21 protein-coding genes are annotated in these 26,954 nt (G+C 69.1%); 8 read left to right on the top strand and 13 right to left on the bottom strand.

The window, feature by feature from the left end:
• Nucleotides 1–13: 13 nt before the first annotated feature.
• Entirely contained in the window at nucleotides 14–1,147 is a 1,134-nt protein-coding gene (locus KDK95_RS20570; protein ID WP_249161603.1) for an IS630 family transposase, read from the bottom strand.
• A 59-nt stretch (nucleotides 1,148–1,206) separates the two neighbouring features.
• On the opposite strand from KDK95_RS20570, the gene KDK95_RS20565 reads away from it, so the two are divergent.
• The 3 genes from KDK95_RS20565 (at nucleotide 1,207) to KDK95_RS20555 (ending at nucleotide 4,465) form a co-directional block, all read left to right on the top strand.
• Nucleotides 1,207–2,181 carry a tetratricopeptide repeat protein gene (locus KDK95_RS20565; protein ID WP_212519849.1) on the top strand — a complete coding sequence of 325 codons (975 nt, stop codon included), beginning with the start codon at nucleotides 1,207–1,209 and terminating at the stop codon, nucleotides 2,179–2,181.
• A 337-nt stretch (nucleotides 2,182–2,518) separates the two neighbouring features.
• A complete protein-coding gene (locus KDK95_RS38305) occupies nucleotides 2,519–2,593 on the top strand; it encodes a hypothetical protein (RefSeq protein ID WP_212519852.1) in 75 nt (24 codons plus the stop codon).
• A 585-nt stretch (nucleotides 2,594–3,178) separates the two neighbouring features.
• A complete protein-coding gene (locus KDK95_RS20555) occupies nucleotides 3,179–4,465 on the top strand; it encodes a tyrosine-type recombinase/integrase (RefSeq protein ID WP_249161609.1) in 1,287 nt (428 codons plus the stop codon).
• Nucleotides 4,466–4,711: 246 nt separating this feature from the next.
• Here the strand turns inward: KDK95_RS20555 and KDK95_RS20550 are convergent, their stop codons facing one another.
• The 6 genes from KDK95_RS20550 to KDK95_RS20525 all read right to left on the bottom strand — a co-directional run bounded on the left by KDK95_RS20550 (nucleotide 4,712) and on the right by KDK95_RS20525 (nucleotide 9,471).
• On the bottom strand, nucleotides 4,712–5,047 hold the full coding sequence (locus KDK95_RS20550; protein WP_212519847.1) for a YnfA family protein: 336 nt from the start codon (nucleotides 5,045–5,047) through the stop codon (nucleotides 4,712–4,714).
• Between the two features lie 121 nt (nucleotides 5,048–5,168).
• A complete protein-coding gene (locus tag KDK95_RS20545; protein WP_212519846.1) occupies nucleotides 5,169–6,581 on the bottom strand; it encodes an FAD-dependent oxidoreductase in 1,413 nt (470 codons plus the stop codon).
• A 50-nt stretch (nucleotides 6,582–6,631) separates the two neighbouring features.
• On the bottom strand, nucleotides 6,632–7,582 hold the full coding sequence (trxB, locus tag KDK95_RS20540; RefSeq protein WP_212519845.1) for a thioredoxin-disulfide reductase: 951 nt from the start codon (nucleotides 7,580–7,582) through the stop codon (nucleotides 6,632–6,634).
• A 5-nt stretch (nucleotides 7,583–7,587) separates the two neighbouring features.
• Nucleotides 7,588–8,016, bottom strand: coding sequence for an arsenate reductase ArsC (locus tag KDK95_RS20535; protein WP_212519844.1), 429 nt, complete (start codon nucleotides 8,014–8,016; stop codon nucleotides 7,588–7,590).
• Between the two features lie 31 nt (nucleotides 8,017–8,047).
• A complete protein-coding gene (locus tag KDK95_RS37780) occupies nucleotides 8,048–8,701 on the bottom strand; it encodes an arsenate reductase ArsC (protein WP_307844507.1) in 654 nt (217 codons plus the stop codon).
• Nucleotides 8,698–9,471 carry an aquaporin gene (locus KDK95_RS20525; protein WP_212519843.1) on the bottom strand — a complete coding sequence of 258 codons (774 nt, stop codon included), beginning with the start codon at nucleotides 9,469–9,471 and terminating at the stop codon, nucleotides 8,698–8,700. The genes KDK95_RS37780 and KDK95_RS20525 overlap by 4 nt, the downstream gene beginning before the upstream one ends.
• 116 nt (nucleotides 9,472–9,587) lie before the next feature.
• Between KDK95_RS20525 and KDK95_RS20520 the strand changes: the two genes are divergently transcribed.
• Nucleotides 9,588–10,310, top strand: a complete 723-nt coding sequence (locus tag KDK95_RS20520; protein WP_212519842.1) for an arsenate reductase/protein-tyrosine-phosphatase family protein — start codon at nucleotides 9,588–9,590, stop codon at nucleotides 10,308–10,310.
• Nucleotides 10,288–10,947, top strand: coding sequence for an arsenate reductase ArsC (locus tag KDK95_RS36000; protein WP_249161602.1), 660 nt, complete (start codon nucleotides 10,288–10,290; stop codon nucleotides 10,945–10,947). The genes KDK95_RS20520 and KDK95_RS36000 overlap by 23 nt, the downstream gene beginning before the upstream one ends.
• Nucleotides 10,948–10,954: 7 nt before the next feature.
• Here the strand turns inward: KDK95_RS36000 and KDK95_RS20510 are convergent, their stop codons facing one another.
• The 3 genes from KDK95_RS20510 to KDK95_RS20500 are packed head-to-tail and all read right to left on the bottom strand — an operon-like array spanning nucleotide 10,955 to nucleotide 14,542.
• On the bottom strand, nucleotides 10,955–11,809 hold the full coding sequence (locus KDK95_RS20510; protein ID WP_212519841.1) for a hypothetical protein: 855 nt from the start codon (nucleotides 11,807–11,809) through the stop codon (nucleotides 10,955–10,957).
• Between the two features lie 43 nt (nucleotides 11,810–11,852).
• Nucleotides 11,853–13,118, bottom strand: a complete 1,266-nt coding sequence (locus KDK95_RS20505; protein WP_212519840.1) for an MFS transporter — start codon at nucleotides 13,116–13,118, stop codon at nucleotides 11,853–11,855.
• Nucleotides 13,118–14,542, bottom strand: a complete 1,425-nt coding sequence (locus KDK95_RS20500; protein WP_212519839.1) for an FAD-dependent oxidoreductase — start codon at nucleotides 14,540–14,542, stop codon at nucleotides 13,118–13,120. The genes KDK95_RS20505 and KDK95_RS20500 overlap by 1 nt, the downstream gene beginning before the upstream one ends.
• Nucleotides 14,543–14,917: 375 nt before the next feature.
• Between KDK95_RS20500 and KDK95_RS20495 the strand changes: the two genes are divergently transcribed.
• The 3 genes from KDK95_RS20495 (at nucleotide 14,918) to KDK95_RS20485 (ending at nucleotide 17,683) form a co-directional block, all read left to right on the top strand.
• Entirely contained in the window at nucleotides 14,918–15,301 is a 384-nt protein-coding gene (locus KDK95_RS20495; protein ID WP_212519838.1) for an ArsR/SmtB family transcription factor, read from the top strand.
• A 90-nt stretch (nucleotides 15,302–15,391) separates the two neighbouring features.
• Nucleotides 15,392–16,099, top strand: a complete 708-nt coding sequence (locus KDK95_RS20490; protein WP_212519837.1) for a hypothetical protein — start codon at nucleotides 15,392–15,394, stop codon at nucleotides 16,097–16,099.
• Nucleotides 16,100–16,318: 219 nt separating this feature from the next.
• Nucleotides 16,319–17,683, top strand: a complete 1,365-nt coding sequence (locus KDK95_RS20485) for a hypothetical protein (protein ID WP_212519836.1) — start codon at nucleotides 16,319–16,321, stop codon at nucleotides 17,681–17,683.
• A 291-nt stretch (nucleotides 17,684–17,974) separates the two neighbouring features.
• On the opposite strand, the gene KDK95_RS20480 is transcribed toward KDK95_RS20485, so the two are convergent.
• The 3 genes from KDK95_RS20480 to KDK95_RS20470 all read right to left on the bottom strand — a co-directional run bounded on the left by KDK95_RS20480 (nucleotide 17,975) and on the right by KDK95_RS20470 (nucleotide 26,609).
• On the bottom strand, nucleotides 17,975–18,391 hold the full coding sequence (locus tag KDK95_RS20480) for an SLATT domain-containing protein (RefSeq protein WP_212519835.1): 417 nt from the start codon (nucleotides 18,389–18,391) through the stop codon (nucleotides 17,975–17,977).
• A 215-nt stretch (nucleotides 18,392–18,606) separates the two neighbouring features.
• Nucleotides 18,607–19,767, bottom strand: a complete 1,161-nt coding sequence (locus KDK95_RS20475) for a hypothetical protein (protein ID WP_212519834.1) — start codon at nucleotides 19,765–19,767, stop codon at nucleotides 18,607–18,609.
• Nucleotides 19,768–20,897: 1,130 nt separating this feature from the next.
• A complete protein-coding gene (locus KDK95_RS20470) occupies nucleotides 20,898–26,609 on the bottom strand; it encodes a LamG-like jellyroll fold domain-containing protein (protein WP_212519833.1) in 5,712 nt (1,903 codons plus the stop codon).
• Between the last annotated feature and the right edge of the window lie 345 nt (nucleotides 26,610–26,954).

The following is a 26,954-nucleotide window of genomic DNA, read 5'->3' as shown; positions in this document are numbered from 1 at the left end:
AGCTAGTGCCGCATCAGGCAACGTTTGCCCTGGCGACGATCTGGCGTAGTCGTGTGTCGTCGGCATGCTTGTTGCGCCAGATGATGTACCGGCGGATCATGCTGGCCTGCTCTTTGTGGCTGGCATGGTCGGTGCCGTCGAGCGCGAAGTAGCGCAGGGCGGTGAACTGGGCTTCGATGCGGTTGAGCCATGAGGAGTTCGTCGGGGTGTAGGCGATCTCGACGTTGTTGGCCTCGGCCCAGTCCGCCACCCTGCGGCAGCGCTTGGTCGTGAGGTGCGGCGAGAAGTTGTCGCAGACGATCGCGATGCGCACATCCGTCGGGTACAAGGTGCGCAGGTACCGGCAGAACTCCAGGAACTGCGTGCGCTTCTTGTGCGGCTTGACGTGTCCGAACAGCCGGTCGCGGCCGAGGTCGTAGGCGGCGAACAGATGTCGTACCCCGTCGTTGCGGTTGTAGGTCGCTCGGCGTCGCGGGCGCGGGGCTCGGTCCGGGTCCTTGTGCACCCCGCCGCGTTCGGTCCACTGGCGCCCGGGGTGGGGCATGAGGTTGAGCGGGCCGAACTCGTCCAGGCACACCACGACCTCGGGATCCCCGTCCTCGGGTATCACCTCGCCGTCGGCTATCGCGTAGAGGTGCTCGACGCGCGCCTTCTTGACCTGGTATTCCGGGTCCTTCGAGGTCTTCCAGGTCTTTATGCGTTGAAAGGAGACGCCTTCGTCACGGAGCAGGACCCTCAGTCCCTCGTGCGAGATGTCGTCGACCACCCCCTCGGCGACCAGGAAGTCCGCGAGCTTCGACAAACTCCAGGTTGAGAACGGCAGGCCGTGCTCGGACGGCTTGGACTTCGCGATCTTCTTGATCTCGCGGCGCTCGGGCAGGTTGAAGGTGCGCGGACGGCCGCCGGCGTACTTCGGGTAGAGCGAGTCGAACCCGTCGGCGTTGAAATTGTGGATCACGTCCCGCACGCGGTCCTCGCTGGTGAACGTGACTTCGGCGATCTTCGCCACCGGCATCTTCTGCGCCGACAGCAGCACCATCTGCGCCCGTCGCCACGTCACCACCGAACCGGTGCCGCGCCGCACGATCCGCACCAGCCGCTTGCCCTCATCGTCATCGATATCCCGAACCTGAACCCGCTCCGCCATGTGCCAAGTCTGATACATCCGCCCCGCCGGGCGGCGTCACCACACCGACGGGGCAAACGTTGCCTGATGCGGCACTAGATTCTCAGCTTGGTGAGGGCACAGCACTCAACAATCTTGGCGTCGCTTTGCGGGAAGAACGGCGGTTCGACGAGTCAATCGAGGCCCACCAGAGGGCTGTTGGGATCTACCGCGGGACTGCGGATCGATCCGGGCAGGGTATGACGCTGACCAACTTAGGCGCCGCGCTGCGTGAGGTGGAGCGGTTCGATGAAGCGATCGATGCCTTGCGACAGGCGGCGGGCATCTACGCGGAGATCGGCGACCGGCGCAACGAGGGCGCGGCCCTAAATGGTCTTGGCGTCGCGCTTCGCGAGGCGCGCCAACTCGAGGAGTCTGGCGAAGCGCATCGACTGGCCCTGCACATCGCCCGCAGCACCCAGGACCGGCATGGTGAAGGCGTGGCGCTCAACAATCTCGGCCGCGCCCTCCGCGACGCAGGGAGGTTCGATGAAGCGATCGAAGATCACCAAGAGGCTATCGTCATCTACCAGGAAGCGAAGGACCTCCACTCCGAGGGGAGCGCATTCAACAACCTCGGCGCGGCATTGGCAGCGATAGGTGAGCTCGAAAAGGCGGTGGAAGCACATCGCCGGGCCGCCGGCCTCTACCTAGAGACAGGAGACAAGCACGGCGCAGCCAACGCGCTCACCGGTTTGGGGATCGCTCTACAAGATACACGCCGCTTCGACCAGGCGATTGAGGCCCACCAACAGGTCATCGCCCTCTACCGGCAGGCTGGAGACCGCCACAACGAAGGCATGGCGCTCGTCGATCTGGGCCTCGCCTACCAGGGCGGACACCAGCTCACCGAGGCGATCAGGAGTCTTAAACACGCCATTGATATCCTGAAGTCCTTCGACGACCAGAGCAGCGAGCGCATGGCGAATGGAATCCTTCGCGCCGTGCTCAAGCAAACCGCTTCGTCAAGCAGTGCCAGCACCGTCGAGGATCGACGAACTCGCGGCGCCGTGTGAACCACGGAGCAAGTGTGGGCGGAGAGGTGCCTGATCGACGCCGCGGCAGGCGTCTGCATTGTCGCGGAGTGCGACGCGACCCCGGACGGGGCAAGGCTGCGGTCGTGCGCCGCGAAGGCTTGTACTCATCGAATGTGATCGAGTGGCGTCGACTGCTGTCATCCAGGACACTCGCTGCAGCCGCGGCGAAGAACGCCAACAAGGCCAGGACTGATGCCGCCGAGCTCACGCGGCTGCGCAGGGAAAACGGCTCGTGGAGTGGGCCAAGCTGGTCGCCGAGAATATCACCCGAGTCGACCCGCAGATGCCCTAAGAGGTTAACGACCGGCCCGCCGATGTGTGGGAGCCGCTGCTGATCGTCGCAGACGCGGCCGGTGGGCATGGCCCAATCGCGACCGCACAGCGCGCGTAGAGCTGCTGGCGGCCGCGACGTATCCGGGCGAAGGCGACGCGGCCACGGGCTGTTGCTGGCCTGGCGGCATCTTGCGCTCGAGGCGCCGCTCGACGTCCATGCGGAAGAGCGCCTGCCTGCCGCGACCGATCGAGAGCTGCGCGCCGATCCACGGAATGGGTACGGAAATGGAGACCGGTCGCCGTGAGAGGTCAACCCGGAACTTGCTCGCCGCGTCCTCGACGAGCCGCTGCGACCAGTACACGTATTGCGTCAGATCGGTCCTCACAGTGACCCTTCGATCCGAAGCTGGCGTCTGCGCGCCGGAACGTGCCTATGTTATTGAGGACTGTGCCAGAGGTGGCGGACCTTTCTGCTGAACGGTCCGGACGTTCGCAATGCGGTCTGGCCGAAGGTGACCGGCCAGATGGACAGGTCATGCACCAAACCCGGTTATCAGCTGCGGCAGCGGTAACCGGCTGGCGCCCGTCGGCTGCGACACCGTGCGAACGGCTCGCGTGTGCGCCGGAAAGTGCATTGGACCTGGCTTTCTCGGGCCTTTCGTGATCATTATTGGGTGCAGGGATCTGTGCGGCTGGTGTCGTGATGGCGTATGTGGAGCGGTGCGGGCGGGTGTGGCGGGGCCGTTGGTTGCTGGCCGACGGGCACCGGTACGGGAGCCGGTCCGGTTTCGCGACGAAGCGGGAGGCCAAGCACTTCGCGGACGCGCGCGAGGTCCGTGAGCGCGCGCTGGCTGAGACTCTGGTCGAGGAGCGGGCGACGGCCGTGGAGCCCCCGGTCACGGTCGGGGCGTGGTGGGAGCGGTGGTTCGCGGCGCAGGACCTGGCGCCGAGCACGCTTGAGACGTACTCGCAGCAGTACCGCCACCACATCGCCCCGCGGTTCGGCGAGGTGCCGGTCGAGCTGGTCACGGGCCTGGATCTGGCGGGTTTCTCGCGCGACCTGCGGCGAGGAGGCTTGTCGCCGTCGAGTGTGACGGTGACCATGAGCGTGCTGCGCGACCTGCTGGGCGATGCCGCCGCCGAGGGCGTGATTCTGGCGGCCCCGAAGATGCCCGGGCGGGGTCGTAGTCGGCGCGCGCCTGTATCGGTGCGCCCGGGGCGGGTGCTGGATCTCGAGACGTTGCTGCGAGTGTGTGCGCGTCTGCCGGGGCAGTTCGCGCTGATGGTGGTGGTCGGGGTGTTCACCGGGATGCGCTGGGGCGAGGTGTGCGCGATGCGCAGGGTGTTCCTGCACCTGCCGCAGGCCGGCGGCGCGCCCGGTGGGGCGGGTTCGGCGTGGTACGAGGTCCACCCGCGGGTCGGGGCGGTGCACGAGGACGTGCACGCCCGCCGCTACTTCGGCCCGCCCAAGGGCGGGCGCGGACGCGTCGTGGATCTGCCCCCGTTCCTCGCCGAACTGCTGGCCCGGCACATCCAGGCGGCCGGCGGACGGGAGCTTTTGTTCGTCAACCGGTGCGACGACCCGATCCGGCACACCGACTGGCTCCATCTCTGGCACGCCGCGTGCGAGGGAGACGGGAGCCGCGCCGGTGGCGAGGACGGCGCGCTGTGTCCGGGGGCGCGGTTCCACGACCTGCGCCACACCCACACCACCATGCTCGCCGAACTCGGCGTGCCCGAGACCCTGCGCGACGACCGGCTCGGACACCACCAGCCCGGGGCGCGCTCGATCTACACCCACACCACCCCCGCCATGCGTACCGCGATGCTCGCGGAACTGGAGGCTAGGTGGACGCAGGTGGCCGCGCGATCCGGCGTCGACGTGGAGCGACTGTTCACCGACGACGGCCACGCCCAGGTCGCAGAGCCGGGCAGAGGAGGGTCGTGCTCCTCCCACGCACGGTGCGGGCGAGGAGCGGAGACCGGCTGACCTCGGGCACCTCCGGTTGCGCTGCCAGGGGCCGCCGCCACAGTTCCAGCGCTCGGCGTCTTACGGTGGGGCAGGCGGCGGGCGTTCCGTAGCGAACGGTCTGGCGTGCAGGGCCTTTGTGCAAGGGCCCGGGCCGAATGACGTCGTCCGGATCGTGGTTCGCCCGCATCTCGCTTGTCCGGCCGGGCGGCTGGCGAGCGATGCCAGCGAGGGGCGACCGGGGGGGATGCCCGAGCGGACAGGAGGCTAGCGGCCCCTCGGTACGTAGATGATCACGCCTATGCCGATCAGGCAGATCACTGCACCGATGACGTCGAACCCGTCGGGCCGGTAGCCGTCGGCGATCCAGCCCCAGGCCAGTGAACCGGCTACGAAGATTCCGCCGTAGGCTGCGAGTACGCGGCCGAAGTCGCCGGAGGGCTGTCTGGTGGCGACTGCGCCGTAGAGTGCGAGCGCTACGGCGCCGCCTGCCACCCACCACCAGCCGCGGTGGGCGCGCAGGCCTTGCCAGACGAGCCAGCAGCCGCCGATCTCCAGGAACGCGGCGAGCACGAACAGTCCGATCGAGCGGGCGATGAGCATGCTGACCGTTGTCCAGTAGCCGTTTGCTGCTGACTGGTCGCCGATGTCGGCGTGGTGGTGGAGCTCGGCGGAGTCGACGGGCGTGTTGGTTTCGGGTCCCGAGGTTGGGTGGGATGGCGGGTTAGGTGTTGGGTTCGCTCGGGTGGTGCTCGCGTGACCAGGCTTGCGCACTGATCTGCAGTGGGTCCCAGGGCGAGCCCAGGGGTGGGGTGTAGGACAGGTCGAGGTCGTTGATCGCGTCGATGTCCACGCCGTGGAACAGGGCGGTGGCGAACACGTCGACGCGTTTGGCGATCTCGGCGCCGAGGTGCCCGATCAGTTGGGCGCCGAGCAGGAGGCCTGATTCGGTGTCGCCGGTGACCCGGATGGTGATCGGGGTGGCGCCGGGGTAGTAGGCCTTGTGGTCGTCGGGTGTGCTGGTGGTGCTGGCCGGTTTCCATCCGCAGCCCGCCCCGGCTGCTTCGTGCTCGCGTAGGCCGGTTCGGGCGGCGACGAGGTCGAAGACCTTGACGACCTGGGTGCCGAGGCTGCCGGCGAAGCGGCGGTCTGCGCCTGCTGCGTTCTGGCCGGCGACGCGGCCTTGTTTGTGGGCGGTGGTGCCGAGCGGCAGCCATGTCGTGCCGAGCAGCCGGTGGTGGGTGACGGCGCAGTCTCCGGCCGCGTACAGGTGCGGTACGCCGGTGCGCATCCACTGGTCGACCTCGATCGCGCCGCGGGCTCCGAGCCGGGCTCCGGCGCTTTCGGCGAGTGCGGTGTCCGGGCGTACGCCGACGACCACGAGGACGAGGTCGGCGTTCCGGGTTACCGGTTGCCCGTCGGGGTTCGTGGCGTGGACCTTGAGGCGTCCGCCTGTTTTCTCGATGGCTCGGACGCTGGTGCCGGTGAGTACGTCGACGCCGTGCGCGGTCAGTTCGCGGTGGACCAGGGCGCCGAGGTCGGTGTCGACGGTGGGCAGGACCTGGGGTAGCGCTTCGATCTGGGTGACGTGGATGCCGCGCAGGGTCAGAGCCTCCGCCATCTCGAGTCCGATGTATCCGGCTCCGACGATTACCGCGGTCTCGGGGCTGTGTTCGGTGATCGCGTCGGCCAGTGCCCGTGCGTCGGTGATGGTGTGCAGTTGGTGCACACCATCACTGGGGCCGAGTGCGGCGGGTCCGGTCAGGCCGGTGATCGGCGGTGTGACGCTGACGGCTCCGGTGCCGATGACGAGTTCGTCGTAGGCCAGTTGCGTGTCGCGCCCGCCGGGGGTGTGGATGGTCAGGCGGCGGGTTTCGGTGTCGAGGGCGGTCGCGCGGGTGCCGGTCAGTACGTTCAGGCCCGCGTCGTGCAGGTCGTGCAGGGTGCGGTGGGCGAGGTTGCTCCAGTGCTCGACCTCGCCCGAGACGTAGTAGGGGATGCCGCAGATCGAGAAGTTCGGGTAGTCGTCCGCGACGACGACCGTGACCTCGCATCCGGGGTCGAGTTCGCGCGCGGCGAGCGCGGCGCTGATCCCGGCGTCGCTGCCGCCGACCGCGATCACGTGCCTACCTGTCATGGATCACTCCATCGTCTGTCGGTGCCGCCGCCTCGGGCGGGGTCGCGTGGTTAGGCGGCGGGCTGGTCGTGGGCGGCGAGGTAGCGTTCGGCGTCGAGGGCGGCTGCGGCTCCAGTGCCGGCTGCGGTGATGGCTTGGCGGTAGGTGTGGTCGACGAGGTCGCCGCAGGCGAAGACGCCGGGTTGGTTGGTGCGGGTGGTCGGCGAGTCGACGATGACGTATCCGGCGGGGTCGAGGTCGATCTGTCCGGCCAGGAGTTCGCTGCGGGGGTCGTGGCCGATGGCGATGAACGCCCCGTCGGTCGGCAGCGTGCGCAGGTCGCCGGTGACGGTGTCGCGGACGAGGATTCCGGCGATCTGCTTGTCGCCGACGAACTGGACGGGTTCGCTGTTCCACTCGAAGCGGATCTTCGGGTGGTTGAGCGCGCGGTCCTGCATGATTTTGGAGGCGCGCAGGTGGTCGCGGCGGTGGACGACGGTGACGGTGGTGGCGAAGCGGGTGAGGAAGAGGGCTTCTTCCATGGCGCTGTCGCCGCCGCCGATCACGGCGAGGTGCTTGTTCTTGAAGAACGCGCCGTCGCAGGTGGCGCAGTAGGAGATGCCGTGTCCGGCGAGCTGGTCTTCGCCGGGAATGTTCAGGTGTCGGTAGCCGGAGCCGGTGGCGAGGATGACGGCGCGGGCCCGGTGGGTCTGCTCGTCGCCGTCGGTGAGGGTCTTGATCTCGCCGGTGAGGTCCATGGCGATGATGTCGTCGGTGATGTAGGTGGCGCCGAACTTCTCGGCCTGCTTGCCCATGGCGTCGATGAGTTCGGGGCCTTGGATTCCCTGGGGGAAGCCGGGGAAGTTCTCGACGTCGGTGGTGGTGTAGAGGGCTCCGCCTGCGGTGACGGAGCCTTCGAACACGATGGGTTCGAGGCCTGCGCGGGCGGTGTAGATGGCGGCGGTGTGTCCGGCGGTGCCGCCGCCGATGATGACGACCTGGTGGATGGGGGTGTCGGCCACGTCGTTCAGGCCTCGGCGGTGTCGGTGTCGGGCAGCAGTTCGGTGATCAGGCCCTTGATGCGGCGTTCGATCTCGTCGCGGATGGGGCGCACGGCTTCGATGCCCTGGCCGGCCGGGTCGTCGAGGGTCCAGTCGAGGTAGCGCTTGCCGGGGAAGACGGGGCAGGCGTCGCCGCAGCCCATGGTGATGCACACGTCGGAGGCGCGGACGGCGTCGATGGTGAGGATCTTCGGGACCTCGGTCGAGATGTCGATGCCGACCTCCTTCATCGCCTCGACGGCGACCTGGTTGACCTGGTCGCGGGGGGCGGAGCCGGCGGATCGGACCTCGATGCGGCCTGCGGCGAGGTGGGTGAGGAATCCCGCGGCCATCTGGGAGCGTCCGGCGTTGTGCACGCACACGAACAGGACACTGGGCTTGGTGGTCTCGGTCATGGTGGCTCTCGTTCCTTGTGGTCGTGCGCGGTCAGGCGATGGGGTAGGGCTGGAGTTCGGCGAGCAGGTCGCGGACGCGGGCGTCGATCTGGTCGCGGATGACGCGGACCTCTTCGATGCTGCGGCCTTCGGGGTCGGGCAGGTGCCAGTCGAGGTAGCGCTTGCCGGGGTAGATCGGGCAGGCGTCGCCGCAGCCCATGGTGACCACGGCGTCGGCCGCTTGCACGACCTCGTCGGTCAGCGGTTTCGGGTAGGCGTGGGCGAGGTCGATGCCGAGTTCGTGCAGGGCGCGCAGGACGGCCGGGTCGATCTCGCCGCGCGGTGCCGATCCGGCGGAGCGGGCGATCACGGCGCCGCCGGAGCGGTGCGCGAGCAGCGCGGCGGCGATCTGGGAGCGGCCGGTGTTGTGCACGCACACGAACAGCACTTCGGGGTTGGGGTTGCCGGGGCGGCCGTGGGCCTTGGCGGCGGCGGTGAGCCGGTCGGTGGAGAAGTGCACGGCCAGGACCGGCAGGTACCGGTGGATGGAGGCGTTCTCGGCGAGCAGCCGGTAGGACTCGGTGACCAGGGAGTGCACGGACTCGGCCGAGAAGGTGCCGTGGTACTTCGCGGCGAGGGTCTCGGCGGCGCGGTCGAGGACGTCGGCGACGGTCGGATCGAGCGGGTCTGAGGGGTGGGCGGTCACGGGGCGCTCCCGTTGCTGGTGGCGTTGGCCAGGTCGGTCGAGGCGGAGTCCGGGTCGGTGTTGATGTCCACCGGCGCGGGGGCGGTCGCGCGGTCGGTCGGATACAGCAGCGCGATCAACCCGATGCCGACGGCGGCGCCGACGAGTTCGAAGGCGACGAACGCGGGCACCGAGGACGGCTTGATCCCGGCGAACGTGTCGGTGAAGGCGCGGGCGATGGCGACGGCCGGGTTCGCGAACGAGGTCGAGGAGGTGAACCAGTAGGCCGCGCCGATGTACGCGCCGACGGCAGCCGGTCCGTAGTGTCCGCGGCCGGTGCGCCCGAGGGAGAAGATCAGCAGGATCAGGCCGGCGGTCGCGACGACCTCGCCGAGCCAGAGGTGCCCGGCGCTGCGGTCCTTGGTGGAGAGGGTCACCGCCGGCAGCGCGAACATCAGGTTCGCCAGGATCGTGCCGCAGATCCCGCCCGCGACCTGCGCGGGGATGTAGAGCGCGACGACGCGGGCGGTGAGCCCGTCCTGCCGGCCGCGGCCGAGGACGTAGTCCGCGAGCGTGACGGCGGGGTTGAAGTGGGCTCCGGAGAGCGGCGCGAAGATCAAGATCAGCACGGCCAGGCCGAGCGCGGTGGCGGTGGAGTTCTCCAGCAACTGCAATCCGACGTCGCTCGGGGACAGCCGCTGGGCCATGATCCCGGAGCCGACGACGAGGGTGACGAGCAGCCCGGTGCCGAGGAATTCGGCGAGCGCGCGGCGGGCTGGGTGCGGGTTCACGGGCGGTCCTCCACGGTCAGGGCCGGATCAGTTCATCGATGACAGTTAATGCAGCCAGGTCAGGCGGTTGCCCGGTGGCCTTGACGCGAGACTATATCTCAACGAGAATTGAGTCAATGAACGCTGAGCGAACTGATCTGGAGACGCGGGCGAAGCGGCACGCCGCCCTCGGCGAACCCGCACGCCTCGCGATCGTCGAGCGCCTGGTCCTGTCGGACGCCTCGCCGACCGAACTCGGGCGCGAACTCGGCCTTGCGAGCAACCTGCTCGCCCACCACCTTGGGCTCCTCGAACAGGCGGGCCTGATCACGCGGGCACGCTCGGAGTCCGACCACCGCCGCAACTACGTCCGCCTCGTGCCCGAGGCCCTGTCCGCCCTGGTACCGGCGGGGATGCGCGAGGCGCAGCGGGTGGTGTTCGTGTGCACCGCGAACTCCGCACGGTCCCCGCTGGCCGAGGCCCTGTGGTCGCGCCGCAGCAGCATCCCGACCGCCTCCGCCGGGACCGAGCCCGCCGAGCGCGTGCATCCCGGCACGGTCAAGGCCGCCCGACGCCACGGGCTGAGCCTCGCCGGAACCCGCACCCGGCATCTGGACCAGGTCATCCGACCTGGAGACCTGGTGGTCGCCGTGTGCGACCACGCCCACGAACACGCCGGGCCGCGCAACGGCCCGTGGCTGCACTGGGCCGTGCCCGACCCCGCCCCCGCCGGCACCGACGCCGCCTTCGACGCCGCCGTCGAAGAGCTCACCGACCGCATCGACCGGCTGGTCCCGGCCATCCAACCCGTCCGCATCGACGAAGGAGTCGAGCACGATGGAGATCTACCCCCACGCTGACCTCAGCATCGACCAGCAACTCGCCCTGCGCACCGCCGCCGTCAACCTCCAGCGCGAGTTCGACGGGACGTTCGGCACCGAGACCATCGAGCGGTTCCTGCACTCCAGCTACGACCAGTTCGCCAGCCGCGCCTCGATCGCCAACTTCCTGCCGCTGCTGGCCGAACGCTTCGCCCGCCAACGCCTCACCGCCCTGGCCAAGGTCGAGGGCAAGATGCACGTCGGTAAGCCGGTCGTGCTGTTCCTGTGCACCCACAACGCCGGCCGCTCCCAGATCGCCCTCGGCTACTTCCAGCACCTCGCCGGCGAGAACGCGGTCGCCTGGTCCGGCGGCTCCGAACCCGGCGACCAGGTCAACCCCGCAGCTGTGGCCGCGATGAAGGACGTCGGCATCGACATCAGCGCCGAGTTCCCCAAGCCCTGGACCGACGAGGTCGTCCAAGCCGCCGACGTCGTGGTCACCATGGGGTGCGGGGACGCCTGCCCCGTCTTCCCCGGCAAGCGCTACCTCGACTGGGAGCTGCCCGACCCCAACGGCCTGAGCGTCGAAGAGGTCCGCCCCATCCGCGACGCGATCGAACTACGGGTCAGAGGCCTGCTACGGGAACTGGACGTGCCGGTCGCGGCGCAGGACTGACGGGCTGTCACGCGGTCGCGGTGGCCCAGTCGAGCAGGCGCGGCTCACGGGTGTGCCGGTAGGGCCGCTGGCGGCGCGGGGTCATCTTGAACGTCCGGTCGTGGTCGGTGAGTCCGGCCAGCTGCGGGTCGTCGTCCGGGTGGGAGATCACGCACCGGATGCCGGCGTGATCCCAGGCGAGGTCGTTGAGCAGCCGCATCCCGCGCGCGTTGACGATCCGCTCCACCCGGGGAAGCTGCTCGTAGTCCTCACCCGGGCGCACCCGGCCGAGGGCCATGAGCACCGCGACCTCGCGGGTGAGCGGGAAGACCATGCCCGCTTCATGGTCGCCGAAGGTCGCGAACCCCTTGTCGTTGAGCAGGAACCGCTCGGCGCGCTCGTCGCGGCGCAGCACGGCGAACCGTGAGGCGGCCATCACCTGGCGATTCTCCTTAAGCGCAGCCTGGCGCAGGCGCTCGAGGAAGTCCCCGGCCACCGGCGGCAGCCCCCGCCTGGCTCCCTGCTCGTTGACGTCGCGCTCGAAGTCCGGATGCCTCGGCCAGACCGCCTGGATGTGCAGCAGGATCGTGAGCCACTCGTCCCGTCCCGCGGTCCCGGCCTCCAGGGCCTTGGCGGCCAGCGGGAGCGCTCCTTCGTACGTCTCCCACCAGTCGTTCGCGTAGTGCGCGGCCAGCGACGTGCTGGGCTGCTCGACCTGGTAGAGCCCGTACTCGAAGCAGATGTTCGCCGCCGCCTGCCTACGGCGGATCTCCCCGCTGGCCTTGCTGCGCAGGCTGACGCGGCCCATGCGCGCCTCCGCGCCGGGCTTGGCGACCCCGAACCCGGCGATGAACGCGGCGGCCAGGTGATGCGGCTTTTCCATGAGATCCAAGTATCCGCGCCGGGAAGGACAGCAAGCCACCGGTTTACGCCGGTATCACCGACCCACGAGCATGATCGTGAACACGAACGCGACCGGCTGCAAGTAGCGCGAGCGACCCCAGGGCGCACAGCCCGGCTGCGCCCGCCATCGCCCAAGCCAGGCCCGCGGCGTGCCAGAGCAGCGCGACCGCGAGCGGCGTGAACGCCTCCATGAGCGTGAGCGGCACCGCCCACAGCGCGGAGAGCGTGGCGAAGGCGTCGGTGCCGAAGTGCTCGGCCAGCAGTGCCGGGCGGGCGATCGAGGCGACGCCGAAGCCGAGGCCGAACAGCAGTACGCACACCATCGCGCCGAGCGGGCTGCGTCCGATCAGCGGCAGCAACACCGCCCCGGCGCCCTGGACGGCGAACACGACGACCGTCACCTGCCGGGTCGAGACGCGCTGCCCGACGGCGGTACTCGCAAGGCGTCCGGTGACAGACAGGACCCCGAGCAGCCCGGCGACGGCGGCGGCGAACGCGGGCGGGTGCCCGAGCGCGCGCAGCACCGTGACCAGCAGCACCGAGATCGTGGCCACGGCACCGGTCTGAGCGACGAACCCCGCGCCGAGCAGGTGGAAGACCCGGTCGCGCAGCGCCCGGCGCACCGTCTCGCGCCGCGTGCGATCTGCGTGGTGGCGGGCTGCGTGCGTGCCGGGGCGGCGGACGTACGCGTTCAGCGGGATCACCACCACCCCGTGCACCAGCGCCAGAACCAGGATCGCGTCGCGCCAGCCAAGGCCCTGATCCAGCAGGCCGGCGACCGGCAGGAAGATGCTGGAGGCGAACCCGGCGACCACCGTCACCCCGAGCAGCGCGCGGGAGCGCAGGTGCGCGGGGAAGTGCGAGACGACCACGGGGAACGCGGCCTCGTACTGCACCGCGGAGGACACCGCCCCGATCCCGGCCCACACCGCGTACAGCTCGGGCACGGAGCGCACCTGGGACCAGGCGAGCGCGAGCAGCGTCGCCACGATAGCCCCCGCAGTCATCAGCATCCTGCCGCCGTGCCGGTCCAGCCACCGGCCGACCGGCAGCATGCTCGCGGCGCCCGCGATCAGCGCGAGGGTCATCGCGCCGGTCACCGCCGTCGTGCTCGCGTGTAGCGCCTGTGCGGTCGGGGCGAGGAAGACCGAGAAGCTGTAGTAGAGCACTCCGTAGGACACCGTCTGGGAGACCGCGACCGCCGTGACCAGCCGCCACCGGTACTGCCCCCATCCCGCCCGCAGCCGTGTGCCCCGGCCGGACGGACCGGCCGGGGCATCCGTGTGCATCAGCAGCACCCTGGTCCGCCGTCGCCGGTCTCGATCAGCTGCAGCGGCGCCGACAGCAGCCCGCCGCTGACCCCGGTCCCGAGACCGCGCCAGATCGAGAGCGCCACCGGCGCCGGTCCGCAGCACGAGCTGCCGCCGGCCGACTCGTCCGGGTTCGCCGAACACACCCCGGTCTCCGGCAGCTCCAGGTGTACCTCGGCCGCCGCCTGAAGGTCCCCGTCGAGGTAGGCGGCGATCGAACGGACCTGCTCGTACCCGGTGGCCATCAGGAACGTCGGCGCGCGCCCGTAGGACTTCATCCCGACCGCGTAGTACCCGGCCTCCGGGTGCGCGAGCTCCTCCTGGCCGTGCGGGGGCACCGTGCCGCACGAGTGCTCGTTCGGGTCGATCAACGGGGCCAGCGCCCGCGTGGCGCCGAGCACCGGATCCCAGTCCACCCGCAGCTCGCTGCTGACCGTGTGGTCCGGGCGGAACCCGGTCGCCGAGACGATCCGGTCCACGCTCACGGTCCGGCCGTCCGCGGCGGTCACCTGCACGCCGCCCTCGCCCTGCTCGACCGCTTCGATCGAGAAGCCCGTCAGCAGCTCCACCCGGCCGGAGTCGACCAGCTCCTTGAGCCGCGAGCCGAGCGCGCCGCGCGCAGGAAGCTCGTCCGCCACACCGCCGCCGAACACCCGCTGCCCGACCTGGCCGCGGATCGCCCACAAGACCTGGGTCCCGGGCTCCTGCTCCGCGAGCTGCGCCAGGTTCAGCAGCGTGTTCGTCGCCGAATGCCCGGCGCCTGCCACCAGCACCCGCCGCCCGGCGAACTCGCCCCGCTCGGCCCCGAGGACGTCCGGCAGCGCCGAGGACACCACCCCGGCCGCCCGCGCCTCAGCCTCGCCCACCGCTTGCATGCCGTCGCCGCCGAGCACGTTCGGGCTCAGCCACGTCCCCGACGCGTCGATCACCGCACGAGCACGGAGCCGAACCTCGCCCTCGCCGTTCGCGACCCGCAGCACGAACGGAGCCTGGTCACGCCTCACCGTGCGCACCCGGTCGAAGCCCAGCCGGCTGACCGCCGTCACCGACTGCCCGTAGCGCACATGCGGCGCGATCGCAGGGTGCTTGGCCAGCGGCGCCAAATAGGCGTCGACCAGCTCGTGCCCGGTCGGCAGCTCCTCGGCATCCGGCGCCGACCAGCCGGCGGCCTCCAGCAGCCGACGGGCCGCCGCGTCGATGTTGTACCGCCACGGGCTGAACACCCGCACATGCCCCCACGACCGCACCGCCGAACCCGCCTCGGTGCCCGACTCCAGCACCGTGAAGGCGACCCCGCGCTCGGCCAGGTGCGCCGCCGCGGCCAGGCCCACCGGCCCCGCACCGATCACGACCACCGGCAACGACTCGACCTGCTCGTGCCCGCTCATCAAGCTCTCTCCCATCGTTCTCACCACGCCTTCTCGCACACCGGCAGCCCGTCAGCCGCAGCAGCCCGCCCCGACGGCGACGGCCTCGGCCTTCGCGGACGCCCCGCAGCACGCACCCTCCGCAGCGGCCTGCGCCGACGTGCCACAACACGGCGGGGCCGCGACCGTCTCCGTCGACGTCGAAGTCGACGGGGCAGCGTCGCAACAGCCACCGCCCGCCGCGCCTTCGGAACCCGTCGCGTGTGCCGCTGACTCCACGTCGACCTGCTCGGACTCGCCCATGACTCCACTCCCGGCTGCGCTAGCCGCAAGCGGACCGGCGCCTAAATAGATGTTTGTCGAAACAAGCCACAGCTTGCCGCCTGATTAGACAGCTGTCAAGATAGAGGCATGTCGAAGCAGATAACGGCACCCAGGCCAGTCCTCGACCTGATCGCGACGGACGCCGCCTGCTGCACCCCGCTGACCGAGGCCGCCATCAGCGCGGAGCAGGCCACCCACCTCGCCGCCGGCTTCAAGGCACTCGGCGACCCGGTCCGGCTACGGCTGCTCTCCCAGATCGCCACCGCCGAATCGGGCGAGGTGTGCGTGTGCGACCTGACAGCGGGCTTCGAACTGACCGGCCCCACCATCAGCCATCACCTCAAGGTGCTGCGCGAGGCGGGCCTGATCGACTGCGAGCGCCGCGGTACCTGGGTCTACTACTGGGCGGTACCCGCGCGGATGAGCGCGCTCGCCCAGATGCTTCGCCCGGCGGGGATCGGCGCACGCTGACGGCCACTCATACGCGGGGCCTGGCAGCGCGGTGGCGCGTCGTCGGGTTCTGCGCCTGCCGGAGGCAGGGCGTGTGCGATCGTGGGATTCATGATGGTGAATGTCAGGCCGGGGGAGAGCGGCAACATCCGCGTCGTCGCGGGCTCCTGGTGGGAGCAGGACCACGGCCAGGGCGACCTGGCGGTCTATCTCAACCGTCCGGAGCCTGGGCAGGTCCTGACCATCGGAGACCTCTGCGCAGGTCTGAGCGAGGCCGACGAGCGCATGCTCGTCGCCGTGCACGAGGTAGGGCACGTGGCGGCGATCCACGGGCTCGGCCTCGACTTCGGCGGTACCCAGATCTATCCGAAGGACCCTGAGGCGATCGGCACTCAGGGTATTGTCACCCAGCTCGGCCGGACCGAGTTCCTGGAGCCGGCCGCCGTCTCGGCGGTGCAGTCCGCGACCGTGAGTCTCAGCGCCTGGATGGCTGCCGAACTGTGGCTCAGCGTGGAGGGCAAGGAGAGCCAGTTTCATTCCTGGTTCGTGCAGTCGCACGCCGCCCACGATCACCACGTGCTGCTGAACAGGCCCACCTCCGAGCTGGCGGCCTTCCTCTACGGCGTGGCGGTCGCCCCGAGGGGATGGGACGGCGCCGTGCTGTCCGTCGACGCGTTGACCGAACAGGTCCGCGGAGCGCTCCAGAGCCGTTGGGACGAACTGCGGGCGCTCGCGGAGATCGTGGACACGGACGGTTCAGCCGACCACGAGCAGATCATGGAATCTCTCGGGGAGCCGGGATGGATCGGGTGGGCCTAGCCTGGGACGCGTCGCGCTCGGCGCTGCTTGAGGCCCCGGCTCCGCCCCATGCCCCTGTTCCCGCACCTGTCCAACGGCGAACATCGCGGCGCCGGTTCGCGGTTCTGCGCGGTACGGCCCCGCGCACGGGCCTCACGGCTCGTTGGCCGACCGCTTCCCGCGTGTCGGGACCCGAAAATACCCCCGCCCCACCAAGGCAGGGGAGGAGACTGACGGGCTATGAGACTGGAGGAGGCGGGGTTCGCGCCGGAGGATGTTCTGGCCCACCCGCAGCACCATGCCGCGCAAACGACGCTGGTGGAGTTGATCGAGCAGCTTCGCGCGTGCGAGGGCCCGGCCGACGGATACGCCTTTCAGAAGGTGCTGCTCGAGCGTGTGCTGTACGCCCAGTCCCGGCGCAGCGCCTACTCCCGGGCCGCCAAGCTGATGCGCAAGCGCGCGCGGCCCCAGCCGGACGCTCCGGAACTCGAGTCGGGCAAGGACCCCACGCAACCAGGGTCCTGGGCTTTCGAACGCGAGATCTGGGAGCGCATCAGCCGCCAGTACCGGTCGGTCGGCGACGCTATGGCCTGGCGCGCGTTCGGCTTCGAACGGCGCTACATCCTCACCCTGAGCCGCAACGACGCCCCGGGGGAGATGGCCGGCAAAGCCGGCCTGCAGGCGGAACTCGCGTTCGTGGACGACGCCTGGCGCGAGGGCTGCTTCGCGATCCTGCACGACGTGACCAACTGCCTGCGCATCGGGGACGTCACCGTCTTCCCGCACAACGATGCGCCGCGGACCGAGGAGATCAAGACGAACCCTCGACGCCGCGACCGCGCGCAACTCGATCGGATCCGCTCGGCTCACCAGGCACTGTGGGACGCCGGCACACTGCCCGGCGACGATCCGCGCCAGAAGCTCTACGACCTGGCCATGCCGCTCAAAACCCACCTGGAACTGCTGCAGCAGACCGCGAACCGCGCCGCGGCCGAGGGCATTGCCGCCACGGCGGTTCCCGGCAGCCGCGCGCTACTGGTCGTGGATCAGTTCGGCTGCCTGAACGCGGGCATCACCAACGAGAATTACGCCGCGGCCCACGACGAGGAGTACCTGCCGGCCCTGCGTGCGGCCGGGATCGGGGACCGGCCCCAGTACAGGATCGCCGCGCTGAGCTACGACTCGGCCGGCAGGAACGCACTGCGAGCCCCGTGGGCGATCTACCCGCTGCACCCGGTCATCTGCGCCCGCCTCATCGGCGATATCAGTGTGTTCATGGTCGAGTCGTGCGGGCCCGATCTGGCCCAACTCATGCAGGCCGCCGGGCTAAACGCGCGATGGGCGCTTCCCGCAGCGCACGGAAGCGTCATGCAGCCCGGTGAGGTGGTGATGGAGTTCACCGAAACGGTCAGGACGCCCGTCGGGTCCGGCGTCCTGGAGCAGAAACGGACCCTGCAGATGCGCCAGTCCGACCTGGACCGCTACCTGATCGAACTGCTCGACCCCGTGACGTGGACCGTCGCCGTGCGCTCGATGTTCGAAGACCCGAGGCTCGCCGGCCAACCCTGGCCCTACTACCGCGACGAGGACCACGTCTGGGTATGACCGCCGCCCGCGGGCAGAAGCGACGCTTTGCGCGCGCCGGTCAGGCGGGGGGCGGTCGAAACGCGGGGGACCGGCCATCGGGTAGCGCCCGGTCTGGTTATTCAGACGCAGATGCTGTGAGGCTGGTCATCGACCACGGCGGATACTGCTACCGGGGTCCGACGTGGCCGGGTTTGTGGTCGACGCCCTCTGGCGTGAGCACCACGGTACGCGGCGCCGGCCCTGGGCGGGCCTTCGTTGGCCATAATGGCGGCGCCGTACAGTGCGCAGGAAAACATGCCCGAGCCGGTGTCACTGCTCGCGCGTGCCGTCTGGCTCGATCTCGGCGCTCTGAGCGGCCGCATCGAGGCGCCGGTACTCGATCCACCGCCTGCTGGTCTCAGCCCAGATCTTCTGGTGGTCGCGGAAGAAGCCGTCGAAATCTGACTTGCGCACGTCGGCTGTCGGGGTGGTGACCAGGAAGTAGTCCATTTCGTCTCGGAGCCGCTGCAGGCGGTATTGGGTCTCCTCCATGAGGATCCACCGGGAGCGCCAGTTGTAGAATGGTTCAAGGGCGCTGATCACGGTCACCAGGGCGACCATCGGCAGCGCGACCGACGCCCGCGCCGGTAGCCAGGTGAATCCGAGGACGACCGTCGATGCAGCGGTCAATGCGAGCGTGAGGATCTTCGCCCACGATGCGCGTGCGCGAAACCGGGCCTTGCGCATGTGGACCCAATCCATGTCCGAGGACACGAGGACACGGAATCTGGATATGGCGTCACGCAGCGGCAGGTCGGGCTCGGTCGCGAGTTCGAGGAATCCGCGATCCGAAGGCAGTTCAGGGTGAGCACGTCGGCGCCACCGTGCGATCAAGATTCACCGTCCCGCGGTCGACCGGCTCCGCCCGGTCTCGGTGACCTCCTGCCCGCCGCCCCTCGGGCTTATTCCAGCTCGTCGCGCGTAGCTGCGGCTTCCTCGCGGACGGCTTCGCGGAACTCGCGCATGAATTCTTCGCGCTGCTCGTCGTAGTCGTCCTGGTCCTCGTCGTCGGGCTCTTCGTCGGTTTCCGGGTAGTCGTATTCCGAGTGCTCGTGGTAGACGAGCCAGCATGCGTGAATGCCGGTGAGAAGGTCTTCGAGCAGGTCGAGTGAAGCGCGGGACGGGTCGAGCGGCGTCAGCCGAAGCTCGGCGAGCAGGGCCTCGCGCAGCCCGTCCTGGGTGTCGTCGAGCGCGGTGGCCCTGTCTTCGAGTTCCTTGATTCGACCGATCAGCGCCCCGACGTCGGGGATCTTGCCTTCCGCGACGGTGGCGGCGTCGCGGATCAGAGCGACCACGACGGTATACGGGCTCTGTCCGGCGGCGAGGCGTTCGAGGACGAGGGTGGGCGTTTCGACCGGCAGCGCCTCGATCGCGTCGGCCTCCAACACCACACGCGACGGGTCGATCCCGGCCTGCTCGCCGGCCACCTCGGATGCCGCGCGCAGCCAGTGGGCGGCCGCGACCGCCGCGGCGGTCGGATCCAGCTCGGTGAACAACTCGCTTGCGCCGAGTGGGTCCTTGTGCAGCACCCGATCCGCGGCCTCGACCTGCGATGGCGACGCCTCGGGGCGCGAGAGCAGCACAGCCTGCTGCGCCCGGCCGTGCAGGCTGCCGCACTCGGCGTTCTCGACGGCGGCGAGCTCTGCTGCCACCTCGGCCCGTGTGACCTCGGACAGCGCTGAATCGGCGATCGCGTGCAGAACCCGCCCGAGCCGGTGCGCGCTCTCTTCCACCGGGTCGTAGCAGACGGTCATGTACCCGTGCTCGTCGGGCAGGTTCGGGTTGGCCACGGCGCTGGGCACGGTGGCGAAGGCTTTGCGGGTCTGTGCCCGGTGCCAGGCCTCGCTGTTGGCCTGCTCGCTGTCACCCGCGGCAGACCCGGGTTCGCTGTAGGCACGCCACAGGGCGCTCGACAGGGTCGTGAGCGCCTGCGCCAGGCGAAGGCCGTCCTGTTCACCGGCGCTCGCATCGAGTTCCGCGAAGGTGAGGGCGAGGTCTCCGGCCCCGGTACCCCAGGTGGCGATCAGCTTCCGGTCGTGCGAGTCGAAGGCATAGCGCGTCATGGCTCCATCATGCCCGCGTCCTCCGACACCGCGGTCGAATACGCCGACCTCCGGATCAACGCGCCGGGTCCACAAACCGCCGCGAGTCATTCGCCTAGTGTGCGACGAGGCACCCCGGGCTCGCTGTGAGCGAACACCTACGAATGAGCGGCTGCGCGCTCGCGCAGCAGCGTCTGACTCTGCCCGTTCGTGTGGGCGACGGCTCACGCGAGGCGGCGGGCGTTTTTGGGGGCGTGCAGCAACGTGTCGACGAGCGGACGGGTGCTAGTCAGTCGCTGGACAGGAGGGGATTGGTGCGCGACTTCTAGAGGCTGAATCCCGGGTTGACGCCGCGGCGGCCGGCGGCGCTCTGGGCAGGCACTTAGATCTAGAGGTTGACCCAACATTATGCACGACTGGAGCGAAGTCCGCCTTGACCTGCAGGGGCGCGGGAAATCGTAAGATAATGAATGTTATACACGATTCCATCCGGCCCCGGCCTACGCGAGCCAGGTAATACCACCCTGACCTGCAGGGATTGTGGCGACTCATGGTTAGCAAACATTATGCATGACGGCAGCCGCCGGCAGCGCCACGGCGCGGTCCGATGCGGGTTCCATTATGGCCGATCCGGACGGCACGGGGCCCTGACCTGCAATTTCGCGTTACGTGCGGGTGCGCAGGCGGGGAAAATGGGGAACCCTGCCAGTCACGCAAAGTAGCAGCCATTCGGACGTGCGGGCCCGTTGCGGCAGATGTCGTGGTTTCTTCTAGTAAACCTGCAGTTCAGCGAGCTGTATGGAAGTTAAGAGGCTGACTACGGGTCGCTCGCAAACATAATCTCTCTTGTGGCATGTGGGGGTCGGTGACCTGCGAGTATTAATCGGTCACCGGCTCCCGCCTCGCATTATGCTGCGATCCCGTGCGGTTCTGGGCAGATCTCTGCCATCTGCTGGCAGGTTTCGCTTCGGATCTTCCCCAGATTTTCCCCACTTCAGAGGTCTGACATTCTGTATTCCTGCGGCTTCGCTGCCTGGGCCGCTTCCATCGAGGGTGGCACAGGGAGCCGGTGCCCAGGATTATGAGCCTGAAAGGTTGCCGTCGAAAGCGACCGACGGCAACCTTTCAGGCCGCCCGGGACCGGAAAGCGGCTAGCTGATCTGGTCGTGCAGCGCGGCTACCTGGGTTGCGTTCAGCGCGTAGTTGAACACCTGGACGTCGCTGACATCTCCGTTGAAGAAGTCGCCGGTGCTCGCGTCGTACTGGTCGGCGCCGATGAGCATCGAACCGGTCGCGGACCAGTTCGTGATGCCCGTCGACGTGGCGACCAGGCTGCCGTTGACGTAGAGCTGCGCCGTCTTCGTCGCGGCGTTGTACGTGCCGACCAGGTGGTACCAGGTGCCCGCGGTCGGGGTCGTGGACGAGCACGGGACGGACGGTTGCCCGGGTGTGCTCGCGGTATCTGTCTGCATGAAGTTCATGCACCACGACTTGGCATTCGGGTTGTACTGGAGGTAGAACCCTGATGCCTCACTGCCCGCCTCGGCCGCGATGGTTTCGAAGCCGCTGGGGACCGCGTTGAGCTCGGCCCACGCGCTCACCGAGAAGCTGCCCGCGGTGTTGAGGACGTCGGTGTTCGAGGTCTGGCCGTAGCCGGTGGACCCGTCGAGCCCCAACACGGTCTCGCCGCTCAGCGCGCCCACCGTGGCGGTCGGCCACGTGGTGGTGCCGTTGAGCGTCAGATCGTTGGCGCTCGAATACTGGTCGGTGACGGCCAGATACGGGTTGGAGTTGTCGGTCAGCGCGCTGTCCGCGGCCGACTGACCGCTACCGTCGTCCATCTGCCAGATGTCCTGCGCGGCCATGACGCTACTGGCGAGCGCGCCGGTGCCGGCGTTCGACAGGTTGACCGGGTCGGACGGGGTGTTGTTCCGGCTGGTCCCGACCATCGCGAGCGGCCCGAGCTGGACCGGATTGTCCGACGTCACCCCGATCGCGGTGTCCGGATCGATATAGAAGTAGCCCGGTGCGGAGGTGTTGGCGAGGAACGCGTTGATCGTGGTGCGAACGCTCTCCACCCCACCCGTGGTCCCGGTGCACGGGTCGTTGGCGTTGGTTCCGGAGCCGGTGGCGCCGTCGCCGTTATAGGTGCCGCACGGAGTCAGCCCGATGGCGATGGTGTTGAGGAAGGTGCCGCCGTTGCTCGTCTGGATGACGTTGCTGGTCATTCCCAGCACGTCGCCGATGGCGCTCTGCAGGCTGGCCTCGGACTGTCCGGTCAGCGCGTCTTCGAGCCCTTCGTCGAGGATCACGGTACTGACATTCGGTTCGTCGAGGACGTCGCGGTCCATCCGGGAGAGCACCGAGGGGCCGCCGACGAGCCCGCCGGTGGCGGTCTCCGGATAGTCCACGCTGATCTGGTTCGACTCGATGCCCGCGTTCACCGTGCCGTACGGGACGGAACCGGTGGCGGAGGCGTCGGCCAGATCGTCGGACAGCCGTATCGCGTCGCCGTTGTTCGGCGAGAGCGGCGCCGTGTTCGGCTGCCAGGCGTCGATGAGGTTGTCGCCGAGCACGACCTGGGTCGGCTCGTTCTCGGTCTGCACGTCGAGACCGGTGACGAGGTCGGTGAACGAGCCGTTGACGGCTCCGCTCGCGGTGAACTCGGCCCCGGACTGCTGGGTCGTGGAGTCACCCGAGCCGACCGGCGCGACGTACTCGTACGAGTCGGTGGCCCACGAGTGCTGGACCATGTCGGGTGCGGAGTTCGTCAGCTCGAAAGACACGGCGTACCACAGCGCGGCGGTCACCGAGTAGCTGAGCGGGTCAGAGTAGACCATGCCGCCGACCGGGATGGTCGTCGTCTTGCCGCCGTTGAACGTCAGCTCCACCGGCGCCGCCGTGGTGGCCGGGGTCGGGGTGATGTCGTTGCCGCTGGTCGGCGCGATGGTCGCGTCACCGATGTCCATCGGCGAGCTGCCGAGGGCGTTGTCCAGCTTGATGCGGACCGTCGATCCGGTCACCGAGGGCTGGACCAGGACGCGGAACGACTGGTTGTTGAAGTTGCCGGATTCGAACGTGTAGTTGCCCTCGGTGTCCGACGCCCACGCGCCGGTCCACGTGTAGGGGGCGGTCGCGTTCGAGCTGGTGGTGTAGGTCGGGGTCGCGACCGTGCTCCCGCCGGATTCGACGGTGCCGACTGTGGTGTTGCGCGTGCCCATCGAGAACACGTGGATCCCACTGGTCAGGATGCTGCCGGAACTGGTGCTGAGGACGCCGTCATCCGGCAGCGTGATGGACTGCACCGTGCAACCCGGGTAAAGCGGGACGGAGAACGCGTAGATCTTCGGGTGGTCCGTCGTGTTCTGGGTGCCGCTCGCGGTGTTCATGTGCGGCAGGGTCACCGCAGCCAGTGTGGACGGCCCCGAATTCCAGTCGGGCACGGTGAGCGTGTACGGCTGGGAGTTGTCCGTGGCCGACGCGCAGCCCGAAGCGTAGTTGACGTAGCCCTGCGGAGCGCACTGGCCCAGGGGAGTGGTCCCGTCGAAGCAGTAGGTTCCGGCCACGCCGGTGCCGCCCGGCACGTACGGCGTCGTGGTGTCCCCGTTGATGCCGCCCGCCAGGTCGAAGCCGCCGTTCGTCGCCGTGACGAGCATCGTCAGGGAACTGGCTCCGGTGGCCGGCGCGGCGTAGTTGTAGGTGACCGTCTGGTCCTCGGCGAGTACGTTGTCCGACTTACCGGTGCCGAAGGTCGGCAGCGTCAGCGGCGTGCCGTCGATGGTGACCTCGCCCGCGCTGGTCCAGCCGGCGTTGGCCAGATCGGTCGCCGAGATGCTGTTGCCGGAACCGTCCGCGTTCGCGGCCGACTGCGCGGTGTCCGCGCTGATGGCCGTGTTGTTCAGGCACTGCTGGAAGGTGCCGCAACTGACGGTCTGGTGGCTGGCGACCGTGAAGTGGTAGTCGGAGGCGGTCGAGACGTCGCCGGCGGCGTCGACGCCCTCGACGTGCAGGGTGTGCGGCCCGGCGTCGAGCGGGGTGATCTTCAGCGCGGTGGCGTTGTACATCGACGTGGCCTCGGCGGCGGTCAGGGCCCTGCTGTAGACCTGCACGCCGGAGATGTCGCCGTTGACGGGGTCCGCGTCGGCGCCGTCGTAGAACGAGCGGCCGATCGCGAGCGCTCCGGTGGCGGCGAACTCGGTCGGGTTGGTCGCGGTACCGGCGAGCACGCCGTTGACGTAGAGCTGCATCGCCCCGGTCGAGTGCGTGTAGACGCCGGTGAGCTGGTACCACACGCCGGCCGTCGGAGTGCTCGATCCGTGCGCGCGATAGTAGGAGTGGGTGGCGCTGTCCGCCGAGAGCTGGGCGAAAGCCCATGCCTTGTCACCCGCGTCGTACTGCAGGTAGAACGCCGAGTCGGCCGAGGCGTCCTCCGAGACAGCGGTCTGATACACGGTGGAGACGGAGTTGAGCTTGACCCAGGCCGAGACCGAGAAGTCCGCGTTCGTGGGCACAGCCGTGGACGACGTCTGCGCGTAGCCGGTCGAGGTGCCGTTCGTCGCGAGCACCTGCCCGCGCGTGGAATCGTCGGCCCAGCTCGCCCCGGACTGCAACGTGGCGGGATCGGTTCCCGCCGAGTCGGTGGCCGAGGTGCCCGTGCTCTGGTTCAGTGCCCATACGTCGGTCGGGCTGGAGGCCGTGGTGCCCAGCGGCTGGGCGGTGTCCGACGCCGGCACGCCGCTGTTCGGGATGGCCTGGTCGAGGGCGTAGTAGTACTTCGTGGCCACGGCGGTGCCGCCGTCCACGACCTGGAAGGTGCCGGGCGTGCCCGCCGCGCCGCCCGCGGTGGCGCCGTCGGTGTCCGTGTTCGGATATGTGCTGTTGTCCTCGATGGTCGGGGCGTCCGGAGCGGTCGGTTCGGCCGTGAAGGTACAGACCGGCGACCACGCCGTCGACCACAGGCCGTTGCTGGTCTGCACCTCCCAGGACACGTTCTCGCCCTCGGTCAAGGCGCTGGTGAAGCTCGACGGCAGCGAGGCCGTGGCGGTGGCGTTGCTCGCGAGATTGTCCGCCGACTTGAGGGTGTACGTCGTGCCCGGCGTCGAGGTCAGCCAGTACTTGAACGTGGCCTGTAGCTGGTCGCCGTCCCTGCTGGTGATGTTGGCCGCCCTGAGGTTGACCGGGCTGCCGACGATCGACTTGCCGATAAACGGGTACGGCGTGGCCGTGGCGCAGGAGGCGACGTCCGAGTTGACGTACGCCGAGAGTTGGCTGGCGGTCGGCGTGTTGGGGATGTGTCCGTAGGCGATGTTCAACGTCGGGTTGTCCGAGAAGCGCGCGAAGTCCGTGATGGTCTGTGCGCCCTCCTCGGTGTCGTCGGTCAACGCGAAGGTAATCTGCGAGGAGTGGTTGTTCGCGGAGGTCTGGATCGGGCCCTGGACGTTGAAGCCGCCGGGCACGCCGGTGCTGTTGTCGGGGCAGCCGGTCGGGTTGTACGCAGCGCCGACGCTCGCGGTTCCGTCGTAGTAGTCGGAGCCGCCGAGGTATCCGGGCCGGGTGTTCCAGTTGGTGCCTGACCCGATGCCGCCGGACCAGTGCAGGTTCACGGTGCGGCTCAGCGAGCAGTTGAAGCTGGCCTGCCACCGCTCGGCGACGCCGACCGTGGCCGAGCCGATCTGCCCGCCGTCGATCACGCTCGGCAGCGACCACTGGTAGAAGGCGCGCTGGATTCCCTCACAGGTCGCGGACGTGGCGTAGGGGACGTAGCCGACGCCGAGCTCCCCGTAGTCCGCGCTGGACCCGGAGTTGTCGTAGTCTGACACGCCGTTGCACGGGCTGTCCTGCTTGACCTCGTCGAAGGCGGGGCTGGCGCCGGAGGCCGGGTGCCAGGAGAACGTCGGGTCCACGTAGACCGGCCAGTCGACGTTCTTGCCGGTCAGCAGCGTCGAGCTCGGACGCAGCGTGAGCGCCGAGGGCTTGATGCCGATGCTGATCGGCGCGGTGTGCGCGGCGAGACCCGGCGCGGCGGCGCTCGACGGGTCCGCAGCCGCGATCCGCGCCTGGGTCGCCGCGGCGGACGCGGAGGTCTTCGCGCCGTCGGCCGGAAGGGTGGTGTTGGAGTCCCACTCGAGCCCGCTGGAGGCCTGCAGCGCCATTCCGTCTCGGCTCGCGGCGAGAGTTCCGGTTCTGATATTAGAACCGCCGGAGGAATGTGCGGCGAGCGTCAACGCGGCGAGTTTCGGATTGGCCGCGGCCTTCGCGTCGTGCACGATGAGGACCTCACTGAACCCGCCTGTCGAGTTCGCGGTGAGTTCGAGGTCCACACCGCTCAGTACATTGCGGTACGTGGCGGTTCCCCCGCTGATCAGTGGGGTCGGCAGGCTTCCCGGCCAGGAAATCGAATACGAGCCTCCCGAACTCGACGTGGTGGTCACCAACGGCCCGTCTCCGCCGTCCGAGAACGTCTCCGTTCCGTACGCGGTCGCGGCGGGTGATATGCCGCCGCTCGTATTCCTGTGCAGCGCGGTGTCGACCCCGACCCACGCGCCGTTCTGCTGTGTGCGTACAGGTTTCGTATTGCCAGTGAGCGTGAATCCGCCACCTGGCTTGGCCGTGATCAACCACGTGGGCGTGGTCAGCGCGGAGACCACGACGGGCTTGCCGGTCTTGTGCGCCTGCGCGCTCGCCTTGGCCATCGCCCGCTGCTGGGCTGCCGTCGGACCATAGCCGTCGGGCAGTTTCGGCGCGTCGGCCGGAAGCTTCGCGGCCGACGCCGGGGCGGCGGCGGGCTTGCCGGTCGAGCCGGCCGGCGCGTGCGCGGCCGGGGCGGCGTACGCGGGTGACGCCGCGAGAGTGGCTGCCGCCAACGCGAGCGCGCTGACCCCCGCGGTCGCCGTTCGGCGTCGTCGGACGCCACGGCTAAAAGTGAACATATTGACTCTCCGGTCGCAGTTGCTCCCTCAACCACCGCACCAGTCCCCCTGGTGAAGGGCTCGGAGCCCATCGAAGCTGGACCGTACAGCTCACGAGGGCCTCATGGCAACGAAATGAGAAACACATCGATACGAGGACCACTTTTATAAGGTTCTTGTGGAAATCCTCTTCCCCAGTCCGCCCGCCGCGGTTAGGATGCGATCGCGTCGGCCTGTGCTGCCAGGTGTCGCTAACAGCTGAATTGGGGATCTGGGGAGGGGACTTCGTGGCCTTACGTG

It is taken from the genome of Actinospica acidithermotolerans (assembly GCF_018139625.1).
GTDB classification, from domain to species: domain Bacteria; phylum Actinomycetota; class Actinomycetes; order Streptomycetales; family Catenulisporaceae; genus Actinospica; species Actinospica acidithermotolerans.
The sequence above is the reverse complement of the archived record's forward strand: the minus strand, read 5'-3'. Positions and strand labels throughout refer to the sequence as shown.

Bases quoted from the DNA above. Each gene is read 5' to 3' on its own strand.
- KDK95_RS20490 (WP_212519837.1), top strand. From the start codon at position 15,392: ATGATGGTGAATGTCAGGCCGGGGGAGAGCGGCAACATCCGCGTCGTC.
- KDK95_RS20550 (WP_212519847.1), bottom strand. From the start codon at position 5,047: ATGCTCATCGCCCGCTCGATCGGACTGTTCGTGCTCGCCGCGTTCCTG.
- KDK95_RS20555 (WP_249161609.1), top strand. From the start codon at position 3,179: ATGGCGTATGTGGAGCGGTGCGGGCGGGTGTGGCGGGGCCGTTGGTTG.
- KDK95_RS20545 (WP_212519846.1), bottom strand. From the start codon at position 6,581: ATGACAGGTAGGCACGTGATCGCGGTCGGCGGCAGCGACGCCGGGATC.
- KDK95_RS20535 (WP_212519844.1), bottom strand. From the start codon at position 8,016: ATGACCGAGACCACCAAGCCCAGTGTCCTGTTCGTGTGCGTGCACAAC.
- KDK95_RS20510 (WP_212519841.1), bottom strand. From the start codon at position 11,809: ATGGAAAAGCCGCATCACCTGGCCGCCGCGTTCATCGCCGGGTTCGGG.
- KDK95_RS20500 (WP_212519839.1), bottom strand. From the start codon at position 14,542: ATGGGAGAGAGCTTGATGAGCGGGCACGAGCAGGTCGAGTCGTTGCCG.
- KDK95_RS20475 (WP_212519834.1), bottom strand. From the start codon at position 19,767: ATGACGCGCTATGCCTTCGACTCGCACGACCGGAAGCTGATCGCCACC.
- KDK95_RS20505 (WP_212519840.1), bottom strand. From the start codon at position 13,118: ATGCACACGGATGCCCCGGCCGGTCCGTCCGGCCGGGGCACACGGCTG.
- KDK95_RS20495 (WP_212519838.1), top strand. From the start codon at position 14,918: ATGTCGAAGCAGATAACGGCACCCAGGCCAGTCCTCGACCTGATCGCG.
- KDK95_RS20485 (WP_212519836.1), top strand. From the start codon at position 16,319: ATGAGACTGGAGGAGGCGGGGTTCGCGCCGGAGGATGTTCTGGCCCAC.
- KDK95_RS20480 (WP_212519835.1), bottom strand. From the start codon at position 18,391: ATGCGCAAGGCCCGGTTTCGCGCACGCGCATCGTGGGCGAAGATCCTC.
- KDK95_RS20520 (WP_212519842.1), top strand. From the start codon at position 9,588: ATGAACGCTGAGCGAACTGATCTGGAGACGCGGGCGAAGCGGCACGCC.
- KDK95_RS20570 (WP_249161603.1), bottom strand. From the start codon at position 1,147: ATGGCGGAGCGGGTTCAGGTTCGGGATATCGATGACGATGAGGGCAAG.
- KDK95_RS36000 (WP_249161602.1), top strand. From the start codon at position 10,288: ATGGAGATCTACCCCCACGCTGACCTCAGCATCGACCAGCAACTCGCC.